The 17,455-nt window shown below is 53.2% G+C and carries 19 protein-coding genes; 12 read left to right on the forward strand and 7 right to left on the reverse strand.

Features of this window, described 5'->3' with window-relative positions; genetic code table 11:
• Positions 1-126: 126 nt before the first annotated feature.
• Positions 127-1,554 carry a 16S rRNA (cytosine(1407)-C(5))-methyltransferase RsmF gene (gene rsmF / locus AC0T7J_RS03020; RefSeq protein WP_473792055.1) on the forward strand — a complete coding sequence of 476 codons (1,428 nt, stop codon included), beginning with the start codon at positions 127-129 and terminating at the stop codon, positions 1,552-1,554.
• A gap of 1 nt (position 1,555) precedes the next feature.
• On the opposite strand, the gene AC0T7J_RS03025 is transcribed toward rsmF, so the two are convergent.
• The 4 genes from AC0T7J_RS03025 to AC0T7J_RS03040 all read right to left on the reverse strand — a co-directional run bounded on the left by AC0T7J_RS03025 (position 1,556) and on the right by AC0T7J_RS03040 (position 6,338).
• Positions 1,556-2,203, reverse strand: a complete 648-nt coding sequence (locus AC0T7J_RS03025) for a metallophosphoesterase (RefSeq protein WP_473792056.1) — start codon at positions 2,201-2,203, stop codon at positions 1,556-1,558.
• A gap of 253 nt (positions 2,204-2,456) precedes the next feature.
• On the reverse strand, positions 2,457-2,669 hold the full coding sequence (locus tag AC0T7J_RS03030; protein WP_473792058.1) for a DUF1272 domain-containing protein: 213 nt from the start codon (positions 2,667-2,669) through the stop codon (positions 2,457-2,459).
• A 147-nt stretch (positions 2,670-2,816) separates the two neighbouring features.
• Entirely contained in the window at positions 2,817-4,166 is a 1,350-nt protein-coding gene (locus tag AC0T7J_RS03035; protein WP_473792060.1) for an MFS transporter, read from the reverse strand.
• Positions 4,167-4,307: 141 nt separating this feature from the next.
• Positions 4,308-6,338: a choline transporter gene (locus AC0T7J_RS03040; protein WP_473792062.1), complete on the reverse strand. Its 2,031-nt coding sequence runs from the start codon at positions 6,336-6,338 to the stop codon at positions 4,308-4,310.
• Positions 6,339-6,593: 255 nt separating this feature from the next.
• On the opposite strand from AC0T7J_RS03040, the gene betI reads away from it, so the two are divergent.
• From betI to AC0T7J_RS03080, 8 genes are all read left to right on the forward strand, one after another.
• On the forward strand, positions 6,594-7,187 hold the full coding sequence (gene betI, locus AC0T7J_RS03045) for a transcriptional regulator BetI (protein WP_473792064.1): 594 nt from the start codon (positions 6,594-6,596) through the stop codon (positions 7,185-7,187).
• Positions 7,188-7,201: 14 nt separating this feature from the next.
• Complete coding sequence (gene betB / locus AC0T7J_RS03050; RefSeq protein ID WP_473792066.1) at positions 7,202-8,674, forward strand: betaine-aldehyde dehydrogenase; 1,473 nt, start codon at positions 7,202-7,204, stop codon at positions 8,672-8,674.
• Positions 8,675-8,697: 23 nt separating this feature from the next.
• Positions 8,698-10,380 (forward strand): choline dehydrogenase, encoded by a 1,683-nt coding sequence (gene betA / locus AC0T7J_RS03055; protein ID WP_473792067.1) that lies wholly within the window; start codon positions 8,698-8,700, stop codon positions 10,378-10,380.
• A gap of 430 nt (positions 10,381-10,810) precedes the next feature.
• A complete protein-coding gene (mdtJ, locus tag AC0T7J_RS03060; protein WP_473792069.1) occupies positions 10,811-11,161 on the forward strand; it encodes a multidrug/spermidine efflux SMR transporter subunit MdtJ in 351 nt (116 codons plus the stop codon).
• Positions 11,148-11,477, forward strand: a complete 330-nt coding sequence (mdtI, locus tag AC0T7J_RS03065; protein ID WP_473792070.1) for a multidrug/spermidine efflux SMR transporter subunit MdtI — start codon at positions 11,148-11,150, stop codon at positions 11,475-11,477. Before mdtJ ends, mdtI begins: the two co-directional genes overlap by 14 nt.
• A gap of 200 nt (positions 11,478-11,677) precedes the next feature.
• A complete protein-coding gene (locus AC0T7J_RS03070; RefSeq protein WP_473792072.1) occupies positions 11,678-12,820 on the forward strand; it encodes an acyltransferase family protein in 1,143 nt (380 codons plus the stop codon).
• A 182-nt stretch (positions 12,821-13,002) separates the two neighbouring features.
• Positions 13,003-13,263 (forward strand): hypothetical protein, encoded by a 261-nt coding sequence (locus AC0T7J_RS03075; protein WP_013358126.1) that lies wholly within the window; start codon positions 13,003-13,005, stop codon positions 13,261-13,263.
• A 102-nt stretch (positions 13,264-13,365) separates the two neighbouring features.
• Positions 13,366-13,551: a hypothetical protein gene (locus tag AC0T7J_RS03080; protein WP_137227732.1), complete on the forward strand. Its 186-nt coding sequence runs from the start codon at positions 13,366-13,368 to the stop codon at positions 13,549-13,551.
• 97 nt (positions 13,552-13,648) lie between these two features.
• Here AC0T7J_RS03080 and AC0T7J_RS03085 read toward each other — a convergent pair whose 3' ends face one another.
• From AC0T7J_RS03085 to AC0T7J_RS03095, 3 genes are all read right to left on the reverse strand, one after another.
• The gene (locus AC0T7J_RS03085) at positions 13,649-13,786 is read right to left on the reverse strand and encodes a hypothetical protein (protein WP_473792074.1); all 138 of its coding nucleotides are present in this window, start codon (positions 13,784-13,786) and stop codon (positions 13,649-13,651) included.
• A 213-nt stretch (positions 13,787-13,999) separates the two neighbouring features.
• Positions 14,000-15,022, reverse strand: a complete 1,023-nt coding sequence (gene adhP, locus AC0T7J_RS03090) for an alcohol dehydrogenase AdhP (protein ID WP_473792076.1) — start codon at positions 15,020-15,022, stop codon at positions 14,000-14,002.
• 578 nt (positions 15,023-15,600) lie between these two features.
• Positions 15,601-15,963: a hypothetical protein gene (locus tag AC0T7J_RS03095; protein ID WP_473792078.1), complete on the reverse strand. Its 363-nt coding sequence runs from the start codon at positions 15,961-15,963 to the stop codon at positions 15,601-15,603.
• Between the two features lie 25 nt (positions 15,964-15,988).
• Here AC0T7J_RS03095 and AC0T7J_RS03100 point away from each other — a divergent pair, with 25 nt between their 5' ends.
• The 3 genes from AC0T7J_RS03100 to AC0T7J_RS03110 all read left to right on the forward strand — a co-directional run bounded on the left by AC0T7J_RS03100 (position 15,989) and on the right by AC0T7J_RS03110 (position 17,455).
• Complete coding sequence (locus tag AC0T7J_RS03100) at positions 15,989-16,447, forward strand: STM2901 family protein (RefSeq protein WP_473792080.1); 459 nt, start codon at positions 15,989-15,991, stop codon at positions 16,445-16,447.
• Complete coding sequence (locus AC0T7J_RS03105; RefSeq protein WP_473792082.1) at positions 16,441-16,740, forward strand: DUF1493 family protein; 300 nt, start codon at positions 16,441-16,443, stop codon at positions 16,738-16,740. The genes AC0T7J_RS03100 and AC0T7J_RS03105 overlap by 7 nt, the downstream gene beginning before the upstream one ends.
• 412 nt (positions 16,741-17,152) lie before the next feature.
• The gene (locus tag AC0T7J_RS03110) at positions 17,153-17,455 is read left to right on the forward strand and encodes a hypothetical protein (RefSeq protein WP_311977701.1); all 303 of its coding nucleotides are present in this window, start codon (positions 17,153-17,155) and stop codon (positions 17,453-17,455) included.

Raw genomic sequence — 17,455 nt, forward strand, 5'->3', positions numbered from 1 at the left:
GAAAAAGCGGATTACGCGCGGCCAATACGAGCCAACACCCTATTCACTCCCTCAAACGGGCAGCCTGGCTGCCCGTTTCCTTTCCTCATGGTACACTGCCGCCTTTGCCTTAACTGGAATGTGCCCGTGTCAGATGCTTCTTCGCTTTTCCCCGCCGATTTTCTCTCATTAATGCGCCAGAGCCTGCCCGATGAGGCGAGCCTCGCGCAATTTATTGCGTACAGTCAGCAACCCCTGCGCCGCAGTATTCGCGTCAATACCCTGAAGATCAGCGTGGCTGACTTTCTGAGTCAGACCGCTAATTATGACTGGCAGCTGACGCCGGTGCCGTGGTGCGAAGAGGGATTCTTGATCATCCGGGAAGATGAGAGCCTGCCGCTGGGCAGCGTAGCTGAGCATCTCAGCGGCCTGTTCTACATTCAGGAGGCCAGCTCCATGCTGCCGGTGACCGCGCTGTTTGATGCTCAGTCAGAGGTCAGCGCTGTGATGGATATGGCGGCGGCACCGGGTTCTAAAACAACCCAGATTGCTGCGCGGATGGGCAATCAGGGCGTTATCCTGGCTAACGAATTCTCCTCCAGCCGGGTAAAAGTATTGCATGCCAATATCAGCCGCTGTGGCGTCAGCAACAGTGCCTTAACGCACTTTGACGCGCGGGTCTTCGGGCCAGCCCTGCCGGAACAGTTCGACGCCATCCTGCTCGACGCGCCCTGCTCCGGCGAAGGGGTAATTCGCAAAGATGCTGATGCGCTGAAAAACTGGTCGCTGGCGAGTACGCATGAGATCGCCGCGACCCAGCGCGATCTGCTCGACAGTGCCTTCCACGCCCTCAAACCCGGCGGCACGCTGGTTTACTCCACCTGCACCCTGAATCAGATTGAGAATCAGCAGGTGATCGCCTGGCTGCTGGAGCGCTATCCGGATGCGGTGGAGGTCATTCCGCTCAATGGGCTGTTTGAGGGTGCCGGACAGGCCGCGACGCCCGAGGGCTATCTGCATGTCTTCCCGCAGATGTTCGACAGCGAAGGCTTTTTCGTTGCCCGACTGCGTAAAACCGCGTCGGTTGAGCCCTTACCGCTGCCGGGCTACAAAGTGGGTAAACTGCCCTTCTCCCACCTTAGCCGCAAGCTGGAAAGTGAGATAGTCCAGGCCGCCGCCGCTGTCTCCATAAAATGGGATACGTCGCTGGAGCTGTGGCAGCGTGACAAAGAGATCTGGCTGTTCCCGAAGGCCGTCACTCCGCTGCTGGGCAAAGTACGTTTCTCGCGTATCGGCCTGAAGCTGGCAGAAACTTTTGCTAAAGGCTATCGCTGGCAGCATGAAGCGGTGATTGCGCTGGCAAAACCCGATGCGGCACAGACTTTTGAGCTCACCGCAGCAGAGGCGGAAGAGTGGTATCGCGGCCGGGATATCTATCCGGAAACGGAACCCACCCGTAATGAGATGATTGTGACTTATCAGCAGCAGCCGCTGGGGCTGGCTAAAAAAGTCGGCAGCCGCATCAAGAACAGCTATCCCCGGGAGCTGGTGCGCGACGGACGCCTGTTCCGCTGAATTACTTTAGTTGCAGCATCGTCAGATGATTGCCAGACACTGCGCCGGTATCGATGTAATGCAGATTGGCAATCGTCAGCGGCTGTTTCAGCGGTGTATGGCCGAAGTAAAAGGCGTCTGCGCCACGGATGCCCGCCCGTTCGCCTGACTCTATTGCCTCCAGCCGCTGACGGCTCCAGACCACCTGCTGCCAGTCGAGTGGCTTATTCAACACGTATTCCCGGGCTGGATAATCAGCATGAGCAATCACAATAATTCGCTCATCAAGCTGCAGGTGGAGAATCAGCGGCAGCTCACGGCAACGCTGCAACGCGTGACGCGCCGCAATCAGCGCTGCACCACGCAGCCGAAAGAACCAGTCGCCACCGTTCATCTGCCAGAGCGCCATTTCCTGCCCCTGTAATGCCGACAGCGCCATTTCCTCATGATTCCCCCGCACGCAGCGAAACCAGGGCTCCTCCAGCAGCGCCAGACAACCCCGACTGTCGGGCCCGCGATCGATGATGTCACCCACCGAAATCAGTAAGTCCTGCTGCGGGTCAAACTGATGCTGCTGCAACAGCGCATCCAGTTCGCGGCGGCAGCCATGCAGATCGCCGACCACCCAGATTCGTCGCCATTCTGCGCCATTCAGGACGTGGTAATACATTGATGCACCCGACCTCTCTGCTGAAAACATCATCAGAGTATAGTCAGGGCTGAACCGGCAGGACGAACGGGAAAGCAGAGTGTGTAAGGCTATCGGGCAAAGAGAAAGTAACGGTGGGTGAAAGGTGCGTCCCTTCCGGCGCTTATCTCCGGCACTCAGTTAAGGTGGTAGCTCTGTCAGGGACGAAACTTATGATAACGACATCAGGCACGACAGGCTATTCTGCCCAAATCATATTTGTCGTCATTTGGGATCAGCTGCGCAATTTAGCCGGATATTTTTGCAATTTCTCCACCGGGCGCACCGGACGGCGCACCAGTTCGCCACCGCAGTTGGGGCAAAGATGAGTGAGATGCTCAGTACAGTCAGCGCAGAAGGTGCATTCAAACGAGCAGATGCGTGCTGCCAGAGATGATGGCGGCAGATCAACGTCGCAGCGTTCACAATTGGGGCGAAGTTCCAGCATGGTGTGACTCCTTAAAAAAGCGGTATGCGCCAGCTTCGCGGTTGCTGACCCAAATGTCGAGCCAGCAACCGGACAAGAGTGAGTCAGATCCGGACATCCTGCTTTAACGGTACAGTCAGCGGCGAATGGCATCCTGCTTTACCGCTGCTATTTTTGCCGTTGATCCTCAGGAAGGTCATCGGGCAAATCCTCTTCGTCCGCTGTGCCATCGAACTCAGCACTCTCCTCTTCCGGCGCCTGACCGCCCATCGACGCATGAATCACCTCCTCTTCCAGCGTCGGGATCAGCGCGGCACCCAGTGGCGAGGTCGCCAGACTGTCAGGCATCACCACATGCGGCAACGGTACTTCGGTCGTCGGGAGCGGACCCGGCGCACGCACATAACTCAGTCCGCCAATCACCAGCGCACAGAGCATAAAGAAGAGATAGAGCATATAGCTGCCCAGCGGCTGCATCAGCGCGCCGACCACCAGCGGGCCGATACTGGCGCCAATACCAAACGCCATCAGCAGACAGGCGGTTAACGAGACACGGCGATCGGCGGCGACCTGATCGTTGGCCAGTGCCACCTGCAAAGGATAGAGCGCAAACTGCATCATGCTGGCGGCAAAGGCGATGCCAATCATCCAGTGGAAGGTGAGATGCGGCAGCACCACCAGCGGCACGCAGGCCACGGCAAAGAGCATGGCAATGATGAATAACAGCCGCTGGCGGTCATAGCGGTCAGAGAGCCAGCTCAGCGGAAACTGCGATACCAGCCCGGCAAAAATCGTGAGGCTCATAAAATAACCGGTCTGGCTGGTGGTGAAGCCTTTGCTGCTGCCATAAACCGGCGCCAGGCCATAGAACGCGCCAATCGCCATGCCGGTCACCAGGGTGGTGCCGAGCAGTTTAGGAATTGTGCGAATAAAATAGCCCAGCTCCATCGGCGCTGGCGTCATGGGCCGGACATGAGTGCGGGTGGTCAACGCAATCGGCACCAGACAGAGCGCGAAACAGAGCGCCACAATCAGCAGCGTGCTCACCCCAAACCCCGATTGCAGGCTCAGTATCACCTGTCCGCCACTGAGTCCAAGGTAGGTGGCGACCATATAGAGACCGAAAATCATGCCGCGCTGGGAAGATTCCGCCTGATCGTTGAGCCAGCTCTCCAGTACCATGTACTGGCACATCATACAGAGCCCGATAATCAGACGCAGAAAGACCCACAGCGGAATAAAGTCCGTCAGCCCGTGACCAATCACCGAGGCGGTAATAATCCCGGCACAGGCCACATAGGCGCGAATATGGCCGACGCGGGCAATCAGGTTGTGTCCCACTTTGCCGCCGATCACCAGCCCGATGTAGTTGGCCGCAATAATCGCCCCGATCAGCGCACCGTTGACCTGCTCACTGGCCAGCCGTAACGAGACGTAGGTAGTCAGTAAACCAGAACCGAGCAGCATCAGCAGCGTCGTGGTATAAAGCGGCAGAAACGTACTGAATATTTTTCCCATATGACTTCCTGTCTACACCCTTCAGGCATCAGGCCAGTAAAGCCCTAAAGATAGTCGATTTCATCAGATGAAGCGGTATTGTTCATGACGACGGTAGCGAAAAAAAAGCCCGCCAGCAATTGCTCACTGACGGGCCCTGACTTAAGCGCTTGGGAAGCTGATGTTGCTGCCCGGCGCTTCACGGTTGAGATGGATGAAGTTCAGGTGTCGCTCATACTGATCGAGAATGTCGATGATCACCTGCTCTTTGCTGTAATCCATTAAGTCGTTACCCTGGCTGCCTTCCATCAGGAAGGTTTCCAGCCGGTAGTAGGTCGACTTACCGCTGCGGGCACGATAGGTAAAGCCCGGAATCGAATATTGCTGCGGCCAGACCTGATAGATAAAGTCCTGCTCCTCACCCAGATGGACGCGCAGATCCAGATAGCCAATCGGGTTGCTTTCATCCGCCTCAACCCTCTCCAGCGTGACCCGGCCATCCCGCAGTTCCAGCTCTTTCGCCACTTCCTGCATCGCCGGATAGATGGTTTTTTCCATCATCTGCTGCGTATAACGCGAGCCAGGGTAGTTCATCAGGCGTGACAGACGCTTCTTCCAGGTCAGACGATCGGTCGCATGAGCCAGATAAGGCGCGGTGTCGCGCGTGGCGCTGGCCCGACGGTGATCTTCAATCTTCAGGGATTTAAACAGCCCCGCCATGACAAAGAAGATAACAAAGCTGAACGGCAGCCCCATGATCACCGTAGTGTTCTGCAAGGCAGTAATACCATTGGTCATCAGCATGCTCATGGTCAGTACGCCAATCGCCACAGACCAGAAGATACGCAGCCAGTTCGGTGCATCACTGTTGATGTCTTTCAGTCGCGAGGTAAAGTTACCCAGCACCAGCGAGCCGGAATCCGCGGAGGTGACGTAGAACAGCATACCGGTAATGGTGGCGACCGAGGCACTGAGTTTGAACGCCGGATACTGCGCCAGCAGGCTGTAGAAGCCGCGCTCCGCATGGTTCATGACTTCCTGCGCAAACTCCGTATTGCCGTGGATGATCTGATACAGCGCGGCATTACCGAACACTGACAGCCACAGTAGCGTAAAGGTGAACGGGATAATCAGCGTGCCCAGTACGAACTCACGGATGGTACGACCACGTGAGATACGCGCCAGGAACAGACCAACGAATGGCGACCAGGCCACCCACCACGCCCAGAAGAAGAGCGTCCAGCTGTTCATCCACTGTGTAGGACGATCAAACGCAAAGGTATTGAGTGTCATGCCCATAAAGCGGTTGATGTAATCTCCGACGTTCAGCACCAGCGCATTCAGCAGGAATTCGGTGTTGCCGAAGAAGAGCACAAAAAGAATCAGACCCAGCGCCATCACCACGTTCAGCTCAGAGAGAATACGAATCCCTTTATCGACGCCCGATGTCACAGAAATCGTGGCGATCACCACGGAGAGGACAATCAGCGCGGCCTGCGCGGTCAGGCCTTCCGGGATATCAAACAGCACTTTGAGGCCATAGTTAAGCTGCACGACCCCGATGCCGAGCGTGGTGGCGATACCAAAGATGGTGCCCACCACGGCGGCAATATCCACGGTGTGGCCAATCGGGCCATAAATCCGTTTGCCGAAAATGGGATAGAGCGCGGAACGGATGGTAAGCGGCAGGTTATAGCGATAGCTGAAGTAGCCCAGCGCGATGCCCATCAGCGCATACATTGACCAGCCGGTCAGTCCGTAGTGGAACAGCGTCCAGACCATCGCCTGGCGGGCCGCTTCCAGAGTCTGCCCTGCGCCTTCCGGCGGCTGCATATACTGCGTCACGGGTTCGGCGACCGAGAAGAACATCAGGTCGATACCGATCCCCGCGGCAAACAGCATGGCGGACCAGCTGAGCACGCTGAACTCGGGTTTGGAGTGCTCCGGCCCGAGCTTGATCGAACCAAAGCGTGAGCAGGCCATGTAGAGCACAAAGACGATATAGAGTGTGGCAGCCAGCATGTAGTACCAGCCGAAGGTGGCGGAAACCCAGTTGACCGCCTTGAGGATCCAGCTCGCGGCCAGTTCACTGTAGAGAATCGTGACAAGTGAAAACGTCAGAATCAATCCGGCAGAGGTATAAAATACAACGGGATTGAGTCTGTCTTTTTCACCGGCAGGTGGATTATTCATCGATTACCTCTGGTTAATGTCCTGAAAATACGCAATAGATAAAAATTGCCGCCCACGGTTTTCAGCCCGTGCGGCCCTGTTTCGTTCTGTTATCTCCTGTTAATCGCTCTGACAAACCAGCCTATTTTAGCACTCATTGCCGTTTCGCTTTCGCTACATTTAAAGAACAGCATCCTAACAAAGTTTCTTTTTATATTGAACGTGCAATCAAAAAAAGTTTTAATAGGGACTCGATTTGAGGGTGGAGCTGGAGCTATGCCAAAGGTAGGGATGCAGCCGATACGTCGTCGGCAACTGATTGATGCGACCCTGAGCACAATTAATGAAGTGGGGATTAATGATGCCACGATTGCCCAGATCGCCCGTCGGGCGGGCGTATCTACGGGCATCATCAGTCACTACTTTAAAGATAAGAACGGCTTACTTGAAGCCACGATGCGTGATGTGACGCGTCAACTGCGAGAGGCGGTGCTGGCGCGGTTACAACCGCTGGCCGATGCCTCTGCAGAGCAGCGGCTATGTGCCATCGTAGACGGGAATTTCGATGAAACCCAGGTGCACAGCGCGGCCATGAAAGCCTGGCTCGACTTCTGGTCGAGCAGTATGCACCAGCCCCAGCTTAATCGCCTTGAGCGGGTCAGTAGCCGGCGGCTCTACTCAACGCTGGTGGTCGAGTTCCGGCGCGAACTGCCGCTGGAAACGGCACGCCTGGCCGCACATGGCCTGGCGGCCCTGATCGATGGTCTGTGGCTACGCGCTGCACTGAGCGGTAAGCCGTTCAACCCGATCATCGCCCGCACACTGACCACCCAATTCATCCGTCAGCAACTGGCTGGCGAGCACGAATAACGGAAGGAGAAAACATGTCCCGATTCACCGAGCAGAAACTCTATATTGATGGCGCTTATGTTGCCGCAGCGTCTGGCGAAACGTTCCAGACGATTAATCCGGTTAACGGCGAAGTGCTGGCAGAGGTTCATGCCGCCGGCCAGGAGGATGTCGATCGCGCCGTTACTGCCGCCAGAAAAGGCCAGAAAGTCTGGGCCGCGATGACCGCCATGGCGCGCTCGCGTATCCTGCGTCGCGCCGTCGATATCCTGCGTGAGCGTAATGATGAGCTGGCAGAGCTGGAAATGCTCGATACCGGTAAGCCTTACAGCGAAACCTCAGCGGTCGATATCGTCACCGGCGCAGACGTACTGGAGTATTACGCCGGTCTGGTTCCGGCGCTGGAAGGTCAGCAGATCCCACTGCGTGACACCTCCTTTGTTTACACCCGACGCGAACCGCTGGGCGTGGTAGCCGGTATCGGCGCCTGGAACTACCCGATTCAGATCGCCCTGTGGAAATCCGCGCCTGCGCTGGCAGCGGGTAATGCGATGATTTTCAAACCGAGTGAGATGACCCCGCTCACTGCCCTGAAGCTGGCGGAAATTTACACCGAAGCGGGCCTGCCGGATGGCGTATTCAATGTGCTGCCGGGCATCGGTTCAGTTACCGGTCAGTTGCTTACTGAACATCCTGGCATCGATAAAGTCTCCTTTACCGGTGGCGTCGTCAGCGGCAAAAAAGTGATGGCCAATGCAGCAGGTTCAACGCTGAAAGAGGTCACCATGGAACTGGGCGGTAAATCACCGTTGATCATCTTTGATGATGCCGATCTCGATCTGGCCGCCGACATCGCCATGATGGCGAACTTCTATAGCTCCGGTCAGGTCTGCACCAACGGCACCCGCGTCTTTATTCCTGCAAAACTGCAGGCCGCCTTCGAGGCGAAAATCAGCGAACGCGTCGCCCGCATTCAGGCAGGCGATCTGCGTGACCCGGCGACCAACTTTGGTCCGCTGGTCAGCTTCAGCCATCGCGACAATGTGATGCGTTATATCGAATTCGGCATCGCTGAAGGCGCCCGCGTACTGTGCGGCGGCAAACGTCTGACCGGTGGCGATTTCGACCAGGGCGCCTGGGTTGCACCCACCGTGTTCACCGACTGCCGTGACGAGATGAAGATTGTGCGTGAAGAGATCTTCGGACCGGTCATGTCAATCCTGAGCTACGACAGTGAAGAGGAAGTGATCCGCCGCGCCAACGACACCGAATTTGGTCTGGCCGCCGGACTGGTGACCCAGGATCTTAATAAGGCGCACCGCGTGATTCATCAGATCGAAGCAGGTATCTGCTGGATTAACACCTGGGGCGAATCGGCCGCAGAGATGCCGGTGGGGGGTTACAAGCACTCCGGCATCGGCCGTGAGAATGGCCTGATGACGCTGCAGAGCTACACCCAGGTGAAGTCCGTGCAGGTTGAGCTGACGCGTTTTCAGTCAGTCTTTTAATCACTTAACCTGAGGAACGATGAATGGAATTTGATTACATTATTATTGGAGCCGGATCCGCAGGAAACGTTCTGGCTACCCGCCTGACCGAAGAGAGCAACGTGAGCGTCCTGTTGCTGGAAGCGGGCGGCCCGGATTACCGCTTTGATTTTCGCACCCAGATGCCTGCGGCCCTTGCCTTCCCGTTACAGGGCAAACGCTATAACTGGGCCTATGAAACCGAGCCAGAGCCTTACATGAACAATCGCCGCATGGAGTGTGGACGCGGCAAAGGTCTGGGCGGTTCATCACTGATTAACGGCATGTGTTACATCCGCGGCAACGCGATGGACCTTGATAACTGGGCCAGCGAACCTGGGCTGGAGAACTGGAGCTATCTGGACTGCCTGCCCTACTACCGTAAAGCAGAGACCCGCGATATCGGCCCGAACGATTTCCACGGCGGCGACGGCCCGGTGAGTGTTGCAACGCCTAAAGCGGGCAACAACGTGCTGTTCGAAGCGATGATTGAGGCGGGCGTGCAGGCGGGTTATCCGCGCACTGACGACCTTAATGGCTATCAGCAGGAAGGTTTTGGTCCGATGGATCGTACCGTGACGCCGAAAGGTCGCCGTTCCAGCACCGCCCGTGGCTATCTTGATATGGGCAAAGGGCGCGCTAATCTGAAGATCATCACGCATGCCACCACCGATCGCATCATCTTCGATGGCAAGCGCGCGACTGGCGTGGAGTATCTGCAGGGCGACAGCAACACCATTAACAAAGTGACCGCGCGCCGTGAAGTGCTGCTGTGTGCCGGCGCTATTGCCTCGCCGCAGATCCTGCAGCGTTCTGGCGTAGGCTCGCCTGAACTGCTGAAACAGTTCGACATCCCGCTGGTTCACGACCTGCCGGGCGTGGGTGAAAACCTGCAGGACCATCTGGAGATGTATCTTCAGTATGAGTGTAAAGAACCGGTCTCAATCTATCCGGCCCTGAAGTGGTGGAATCAGCCGAAAATCGGTGCGGAGTGGATGTTTAACGGCACCGGTATCGGCGCCAGCAACCAGTTTGAAGCGGGTGGCTTTATCCGCAGCCGCGAAGAGTTCAGCTGGCCGAACATTCAGTATCACTTCCTGCCAGTGGCGATTAACTACAACGGTTCCAACGCGGTCGATGCGCACGGCTTCCAGTGTCACGTCGGCTCGATGCGCTCTCCAAGCCGCGGACATGTACGCCTGAAGTCACGCGATCCGCGTCGTCATCCGGCCATTCTGTTTAACTACATGTCGCATGAGCAGGACTGGCATGAGTTCCGCGATGCGATTCGCATCACGCGCCAGATTATCAACCAGCCGGCGCTGGATAAGTATCGTGGCCGTGAAATCAGTCCGGGAATGGATTGCCAGACAGATGAGCAGCTGGATGAGTTCGTGCGTAACCACGGCGAAACCGCCTATCACCCGTGCGGCACCTGCAAGATGGGTAATGACCCGATGTCCGTGGTTGATGGCGAAGGCCGTGTGCATGGACTGGAAGGCTTACGCGTGGTCGATGCGTCAATAATGCCGCTGATCATCACCGGTAACCTGAATGCCACCACTATCATGATTGGCGAGAAGATTGCCGATAAGATTCGTGGTCGCGATCCATTGCCGCGCAGCACCGCCGCTTATTATGTCGCGGGTGATGCACCCGTTCGCACGGTTCCGCAGCGCGCGGAATAAACCGTGACACCGTCACTTAATAATAGCCGGGCAACCCTGTTGCTCGGCTATTTTTTTCATTCCGTTTTACCACACATCCTTTTCCACACTTCACATTTTTCAAATCATCAAACCTTAACCGACATCAAACAAAGCAGCATCTGCTGTTGATTTGGCGATGTGCAGGATGCTATAAATCCAGCGTCTATTTAACCGGAGGCACTATCCGTCCACTGATGAGAAGCAACAATGTGGATGCGTTGTAAATTCTATGAGCAGAATGTTCATGACAAACCCCCTTTTATCCCCCTCTTGCCTTTCTGGCTGGAACGCCGCCGATCAGCACTGGCGTAACGCCCTGTAGTCCCCTCACCACTTCGACACTGTTCTGAGTCTGCCCGCACGTTGTGCGTTGTTGCAGGTCGTCATTTATCGTTGCTGGAGAGCACCCATGCGCGCCTGGATTTTATTATCACTCGCTATTGTTACTGAAATTGTTGGAACCCTTTTTATGAAATGGTCCAGCCTCAATGGCAGCCATTCAGGCTACCTGATGATGCTGGGCATGATTGCCTGTTCTTATATTCTGCTGAGTTTCGCCATTAAACGTATCGCCCTGGGCGTGGCTTATGCCCTGTGGGAAGGTATCGGCATCATGCTGATTACGTTATTCAGTGTGCAGCTGTTTGGTGAAACGCTGTCAGCGCTGAAAATCTGTGGGCTGGTGACGCTGATCGCCGGAATTGTATTGATCAAAACCGGCACCCAATCATCAGCGGAGGTTAATCATGCTCCTCGCTGATCTTGTTCATGCGTCCTGGCTGGCGCTGGCGATCGTGCTGGAGATTGCCGCCAACATATTCCTTAAATATTCTGATGGGTTTAAGAAACCGCTGTACGGTCTGCTTTCCCTCTGCTGCGTTCTGCTCGCGTTCAGCGCACTCGCCCAGGCGGTCAAAGGTATCGAGCTGTCGATTGCCTATGCGGTCTGGGGCGGCTTTGGGATTATCGCCACTGTCGCGGCCGGATGGGTGTTGTTTGGCCAGCGGCTGAACCGCAAAGGCTGGGCCGGCCTGACCCTGCTGCTGGCCGGTATGATCCTGTTAAAACTGGCCTGATCGGCCCTCTCAATCAGTGATATTGATTAAGGGTGTGCCACTGCACGCCCTTAACTTCCTGTGCTTTCCCGCCCTTTTGCGGTTGATTTTCGCCCCTCTTCTGTGGTCGGAATCTTCTTACTTTTGTAAAGGCCCGTTTACATATCTGTTGCCTTAAGGCTTAGTGAGCGCCGAAGGTCGGATAAAAACGAGGAATAGTTATGTCTGCAACACGAGGTTGGTCTACGGAACTGGAGGGGTTGCGCGGCATCGCTTCTCTCTGGGTATTAGTTGGCCATATCAGCTTACTGGTTCATTGCCATATCACGCTTATTTCATCGCCTGGCATCGGGGTCGATCTGTTTATTCTGTTATCGGGTTATCTGATGGCGAAAAACTACGTCGAGCGTCAGCAGAAAGAGCCGTGGCAGAGCGCGGAGACCATTAAGAAGTTCTGGATCCGCCGCTTCTTCCGTATCGCCCCGCTCTACTATCTGCTGTTAATCATCGCCCTGATTTATGGCCCATGGTTTGGCGAGATGCGTGACACCATTGCTCATTTCTATTCCGGCACCGCCACTGAGTCATCACGTTACACCGACCAGTCGCTGGCAAACATCCTGACCCACTTCAGTTTCCTGTTCGGCCTGCTCCCCGAATATGGTTTTAATACCGTGCTGCCAGACTGGAGTATCGGACTGGAGATGCAGTTCTATCTGCTATTCCCGTTCATCATGCTGGTAACGCTGCGCTTTGGTTATGCCGCATCGCTGATTGGCATCATGGCACTCTGCTGCGCTGGCCGGTATGTGCTGGCAGATTATTATGAGGCGTTTGAGATGCCTTCAATGATCCTGATTAAGCTGAACATGTTCCTGTCGGGCATGCTGCTGGCCGAGGCGATTCGCCGTAAATCACTGCTTTACGTCGCTTATGCACTACTCGGCCCGGTTGCCAGCGTGGCGATGGGCCTGGGGGCGATTAAGCTGCAGGTGATTATGGAAGCGCTGATGATCGTTGGTATGACGGCGATTCTGTGGCAATACCCCCAGGGCAGCCTGATGGCAACGCTGATTGCCTTGCCACGTAAGCTGCTGAACAACCGTCTCAGCACCTGGCTGGGTGACGTATCGTTCTCGGTCTACCTGCTGCACCTGCTGATTGTGCTCCCGATGATTGCACTGCTGCTCAATCACACCGACCTTGAGTTTAAGAGCGACATGATGCGTTTCCTGATCGTCTGCGTCTCTGCCATCCCGCTGACTTATGCGCTGGCCTCGTTACTTTATAAATATGTTGAGAAGCCTGGCATTCAGATTGGTAAGCGCGTGCTGAAGCCGAAACTGGCCGATCAGACCAGCTGAGTTTTTAACGCAGGCCGTTCAGTTTTAAAAAAGCCCCCATTTTCGGGGCTTTTTTTTGCCAGGAAAAGCGCAATTGGCTGTGATAACGAGCCTGCTCTGGCAATGATTAAGCGCCGTTGCCAGCACGCGCGCTGAGGTGAACTACACTTTCCCGGTTAGCAATCTGACGCAGAGGAGAGAACATGAGCATTCAGCATCTGCTGCTATCCAGTGACGGTGGCGCGGTGATCATTGAAGCAGAACAACTCGAAAGTGAGCTGGTTATCCCGCCCCACCTGCAGACCCTGAGCGGTGGTGAAGCTGACAGCGATACCGGCCACCGGGTGGCGGTAACAAAGCACTACTGCAAGGGACGCTACTATGCGGTTGCCCTTGATCGCCATGCGGCCAGCAATGAAATTGATGACGTGATCGACCTGCTGCATCCGGCCCCGCTCGATTAGTCTTTGTCGGACAGAACCCGTACATGTTCCGCTGAACTGCTGGCGGAAAAGCTCAGTCTTGCCGGTGCGCGGCATTTACCTATTCAGAAGAGGATTAGCATCATGCAAAAGAAGAAGTGGTTTGTTTCTTACGTGATTAAGCCTGAAGGTGAAAATCATGTCACGACTCACGCCTTTATCGAGGGCGACGATGTCGAGGAGGCACTGGAAGCCTTTATGTTCGAAACCAAAAAAAGCCTGTCGCTGGAAACCGAAGAGCTGATTCTGCTTTCGGTGAGCCTGGTGTAAATTCTGATTAACCTCGCAATCGCGGGGTTTTTTATGTCCTGTATCAGGATCAGTTATCTATTTATCTTATTTATTAATTCCCTGGTGCGGCACTCAGTTACTTACTGGGATAAGGCCAGGCGTGATCCATGCCTGTTGATGACAGCAGACCGGTAACCGCCAGATACGCCAGTATCAGGACAAACAGCACAATTGCTGCAATTTCAATGGATTTGAGTAAGTGATGCTTAGCCATAAATAACCCTCCTTCAGATGTGTGTAATCAGACTTCACCCCATAAACTATAATGTTACCGGTAAAGTTCAAGTGAAAATCACATCATGAAACATAAAGCTGTGCTTATTAATGCTTTAACGGAAAGGGCTCTTGCGCATTCAGAGGGAGGGAACTGGCCTCACAGGCATAAAAAAGCCCGCACGGCGCGGGCATTTGCAATTATCTGCGCAGATTATTCGGCATGGTGATCGGTAAAGTCGATCACCATCCTGCCGCGGATCTTGCCCTGAATCATCTCATCGAAGATAGCATTGACCTCACCAATCTTCCTTTTGGTCACCTTCGGCACTACCTTCCCTTCTGCCGCAAACTGGAAAGCTTCTGCCAGATCGTTACGCGTCCCGACCAGCGATCCTACGACCTGGATGCCATCGAGCACCAGACGTGGAATATTCAGGCTCATCGCTTCCGGCGGCAGTCCGACAGCGACCACCCGACCACCGGCTCTGACCGCATCGACAGCAGAGTTAAAGGCCGCTTTGGCAACCGCTGTCACCACAGCCGCATGCGCCCCACCCGTTTGTTCCTGAATAAAGCGAGCCGCATCTTCGCTGGCCGAGTTTACGACCAGGTCGGCACCCATCTCTTTCGCCAGTGCCAGTTGCCCATCACTCACATCAACCGCAATCACTTTGGCGTTAAAGACATTTTTTGCATATTGCAGAGCGAGGTTTCCCAGCCCGCCAAGACCGTAAATCGCCAGCCACTGACCCGGTTTTACCTCTGACACTTTCACCGCTTTATAGGTGGTGACACCGGCGCAGGTGACACTACTGGCGGCGTAAGGATCAAGCCCGTCGGGGACTTTGACCGAGTAGTCTGCAACGACGATACACTCTTCAGCCATACCGCCATCGACGGTATAACCGGCATTAACGACCTCTCTGCAGAGCGTTTCGTTACCGGCGTTACAGTATTGGCAGTGCCCGCAGCCCTTGAAGAACCACGCCACACTGGCGCGATCGCCTGGCTTGAGTGAGGTCACATCTGGCGCGACTTCCTCAACAATACCGATACCTTCATGGCCCAGCGTCACGCCGGTTTTATCACCGAAATCCCCGTTCTTCACATGCAGATCGGTATGGCATACGCCACAGCATTCCATCCTGAGCCGTGCTTCGCCCGTTTTGAGAGGACGCAGCGTCTTCTCAACCACTTCAACCTTGTGTTCACTGTTAGCAATTGCCGCTTTCATAAACGTTACTCCTTATGATTGAAGATTTAAGGATAAGCCAAACGGGGGTGATGACAAGATGACAGGTAAGCTTTGGGTGCGAGGCTGGCAGGGTTGTTTCTGCTTTTGTGAGTGGGGTGGGTTTTTGGGATGGAGGCCGAGCACCTTAAACTAATAGGGTTATTTTGCGTTCGCTTTTCAACCCAAATTTTAAGCTCACTAATATGTCAGGATTTTATCAATACCATCGGTTAAATTTAATATACACATAAGAAACTACGATAACCCATGCAAAACTAAGAAGTGCTGCATACTGCGGAACAAAGCAGATGAAGATATACACGCCAGCCACAATAACTGCAGCAGGGACTAAATAGAAAAATGACTGAATCAGCCATAAAATAGCACGCTTCATTTATTCATAATCTCATATAGAGCATCAGCAATTTTCCCTTCGCTGTTATACATAGCCTGCACCCAATATTTTTTGATGTTTATCTTCAATTTCAACAACCTATATGAATTAAAGATTTCATAAGTAAACATCCTGTAATTCAGCCATAGAGCACCCCATAACTCATATTTACTTTTTTCACAAATCAACCTATTGGTTTCGCAATAACTAAATATCTGTTATGAGGGGCGTTGACCTTTATATATTGACAGACTCTTTGCTTTTTCTTCTCGCTGCCAAATCCTGCCATAGTAGCAATGATGAGATGAACGTTAGTAAAACTGTAGTTAAAGCATGCATCCAGTGATCCGCCATTGCGATGATAGCTACTGTGGGCTGAGGGATAAGATGCATAGATCATGCAGCGGTCAACGATCCGAACGTGGGCATCGTGATCGTTTGATACCAGCGGAGCAACAACTATAGATTTGAAAGTCGCAAAATGCATCAGATAGCGCCAGCCAGTATCTGGCAGTGACCGGAATTGATGTGATACAGTTTTGACCATTACAGTACCCATTTAAGGGAATGGTATGGATACAACGGAGCAGTTAAACGGAACTTACTTCTATGGCGGGCTTACTAACCTTTACACAAGAGAGCTTTATTTCTGGATAATGATTGATGTGACTGCAGAGCACTTCAGCGGTAAAAAGGATATCATCGCTCTGGTTGCGATTTACTCGGGGCAAAATACGATTGACGTATCCGGTAAGCTAAACGGAGCATGGAACGGCACCTCTTATGCTTCGGTCTATTCTCGAAAGCTGTTACGGGAATACCGTCTTCCATTCAGATTACCCACGTGGATACAGAACCCTAAAAACCCTCTTCAAATTAAAATGTTAATGACTCACAAGCTGGGGACTTTCGTCGGTCGCACAATCCCCGTTTTAGGCTGGGTAATTATGGCCGCTGATGTGGCAGAAATTGGCTGGAAAACTACGGCAAAATATAACCTTCTTGCTCATAAGGAAGACAAGATATGGTAAACGAGGATATAGAGGAAGCTGTATTTGCGCTGGTTGAAGATTATAACGGCAGAAGTTTTTTTACGTTAAGACGTTATAAGCTTGAGTTGGATACCGATCTGAACAATGACTTTCGCATGGATCCTCTTGACGCGTATGAATTGCTAGAGCGGTATGCTGAAAGATTTGGCATTAATCCTGAAACTATCACGTTTGCCGAATATTTCCCGGAAGATTTCAACGCGCCGCACGATCCGCTGACTATTCGTCTGTTAATTGAGTCTGCACAGGCCGGACGCTGGTTGGGTAAATAATTCACGTCTGCAAATGCAGGCGTCTATATCTTCAGTTTGTGCGACCACTTCCAGAGGACAAGAGTGGAACGCGATAATCTCTTACCCTCTCCAGTAATTCATCTTCTTCAGGCACTCTGAAGTAGTTTCTGAACGTTACACACACAAAAAAAGACCTAATACTATTGATAGTCAATAAAATCAATCAGTTATGCATCAACTTGGCGATGATATGGCTCAACAGGCAGGAACCAATTTTTGCATGAATAGTGATAGTAAACTCATTACATTAAAAACGCTTACTATTCAGAACGTTAAATGGCATTAAATGTTTTATAATGTGGTAAAGATCACAATAATTCTTTAGGGCTCTTTAACTTCTAAATTAATTAGGATAATTCTTATCATCCATTTCCTAATGAAAGGATTTCTCATGAGTGGTTCAGGTGGCGGCGTAAGTAGTTCAGATATAACAACTCCTTGTAACAATCTTAAATTCAGAACAGACCTTGCTTCTCCCAAAGCGGCAGCAATGGATTTAGAAATTGGCGACATATTAGATGTTATGGTTCAAGACGATGGCATAGTTGTTATTTTTGGTGGAGTTATAGTGGGCGGCATCGCCTGTAAAGAAAGTGCACGATTGAAGTTCTGTCTGTCTCAAGGAAATACTTATAAAGCGAGCGTGCTTAATAAAAACTTGGGGCAGATTAGAGTTTATGTATATCCGGAGTGA

This window comes from Pantoea sp. E956-1 (assembly GCF_982223955.1).

What these genes read in the sequence shown, in the direction of transcription:
- AC0T7J_RS03025 (WP_473792056.1), bottom strand. Translation starts at nt 2,203, where the DNA reads ATGTATTACCACGTCCTGAATGGCGCAGAATGGCGACGAATCTGGGTG.
- AC0T7J_RS03030 (WP_473792058.1), bottom strand. Translation starts at nt 2,669, where the DNA reads ATGCTGGAACTTCGCCCCAATTGTGAACGCTGCGACGTTGATCTGCCG.
- AC0T7J_RS03035 (WP_473792060.1), bottom strand. Translation starts at nt 4,166, where the DNA reads ATGGGAAAAATATTCAGTACGTTTCTGCCGCTTTATACCACGACGCTG.
- AC0T7J_RS03040 (WP_473792062.1), bottom strand. Translation starts at nt 6,338, where the DNA reads ATGAATAATCCACCTGCCGGTGAAAAAGACAGACTCAATCCCGTTGTA.
- betI (WP_473792064.1), top strand. Translation starts at nt 6,594, where the DNA reads ATGCCAAAGGTAGGGATGCAGCCGATACGTCGTCGGCAACTGATTGAT.
- betB (WP_473792066.1), top strand. Translation starts at nt 7,202, where the DNA reads ATGTCCCGATTCACCGAGCAGAAACTCTATATTGATGGCGCTTATGTT.
- betA (WP_473792067.1), top strand. Translation starts at nt 8,698, where the DNA reads ATGGAATTTGATTACATTATTATTGGAGCCGGATCCGCAGGAAACGTT.
- mdtJ (WP_473792069.1), top strand. Translation starts at nt 10,811, where the DNA reads ATGCGCGCCTGGATTTTATTATCACTCGCTATTGTTACTGAAATTGTT.
- mdtI (WP_473792070.1), top strand. Translation starts at nt 11,148, where the DNA reads ATGCTCCTCGCTGATCTTGTTCATGCGTCCTGGCTGGCGCTGGCGATC.
- AC0T7J_RS03070 (WP_473792072.1), top strand. Translation starts at nt 11,678, where the DNA reads ATGTCTGCAACACGAGGTTGGTCTACGGAACTGGAGGGGTTGCGCGGC.
- AC0T7J_RS03075 (WP_013358126.1), top strand. Translation starts at nt 13,003, where the DNA reads ATGAGCATTCAGCATCTGCTGCTATCCAGTGACGGTGGCGCGGTGATC.
- AC0T7J_RS03080 (WP_137227732.1), top strand. Translation starts at nt 13,366, where the DNA reads ATGCAAAAGAAGAAGTGGTTTGTTTCTTACGTGATTAAGCCTGAAGGT.
- AC0T7J_RS03085 (WP_473792074.1), bottom strand. Translation starts at nt 13,786, where the DNA reads ATGGCTAAGCATCACTTACTCAAATCCATTGAAATTGCAGCAATTGTG.
- adhP (WP_473792076.1), bottom strand. Translation starts at nt 15,022, where the DNA reads ATGAAAGCGGCAATTGCTAACAGTGAACACAAGGTTGAAGTGGTTGAG.
- AC0T7J_RS03095 (WP_473792078.1), bottom strand. Translation starts at nt 15,963, where the DNA reads ATGGTCAAAACTGTATCACATCAATTCCGGTCACTGCCAGATACTGGC.
- AC0T7J_RS03100 (WP_473792080.1), top strand. Translation starts at nt 15,989, where the DNA reads ATGGATACAACGGAGCAGTTAAACGGAACTTACTTCTATGGCGGGCTT.
- AC0T7J_RS03105 (WP_473792082.1), top strand. Translation starts at nt 16,441, where the DNA reads ATGGTAAACGAGGATATAGAGGAAGCTGTATTTGCGCTGGTTGAAGAT.
- AC0T7J_RS03110 (WP_311977701.1), top strand. Translation starts at nt 17,153, where the DNA reads ATGAGTGGTTCAGGTGGCGGCGTAAGTAGTTCAGATATAACAACTCCT.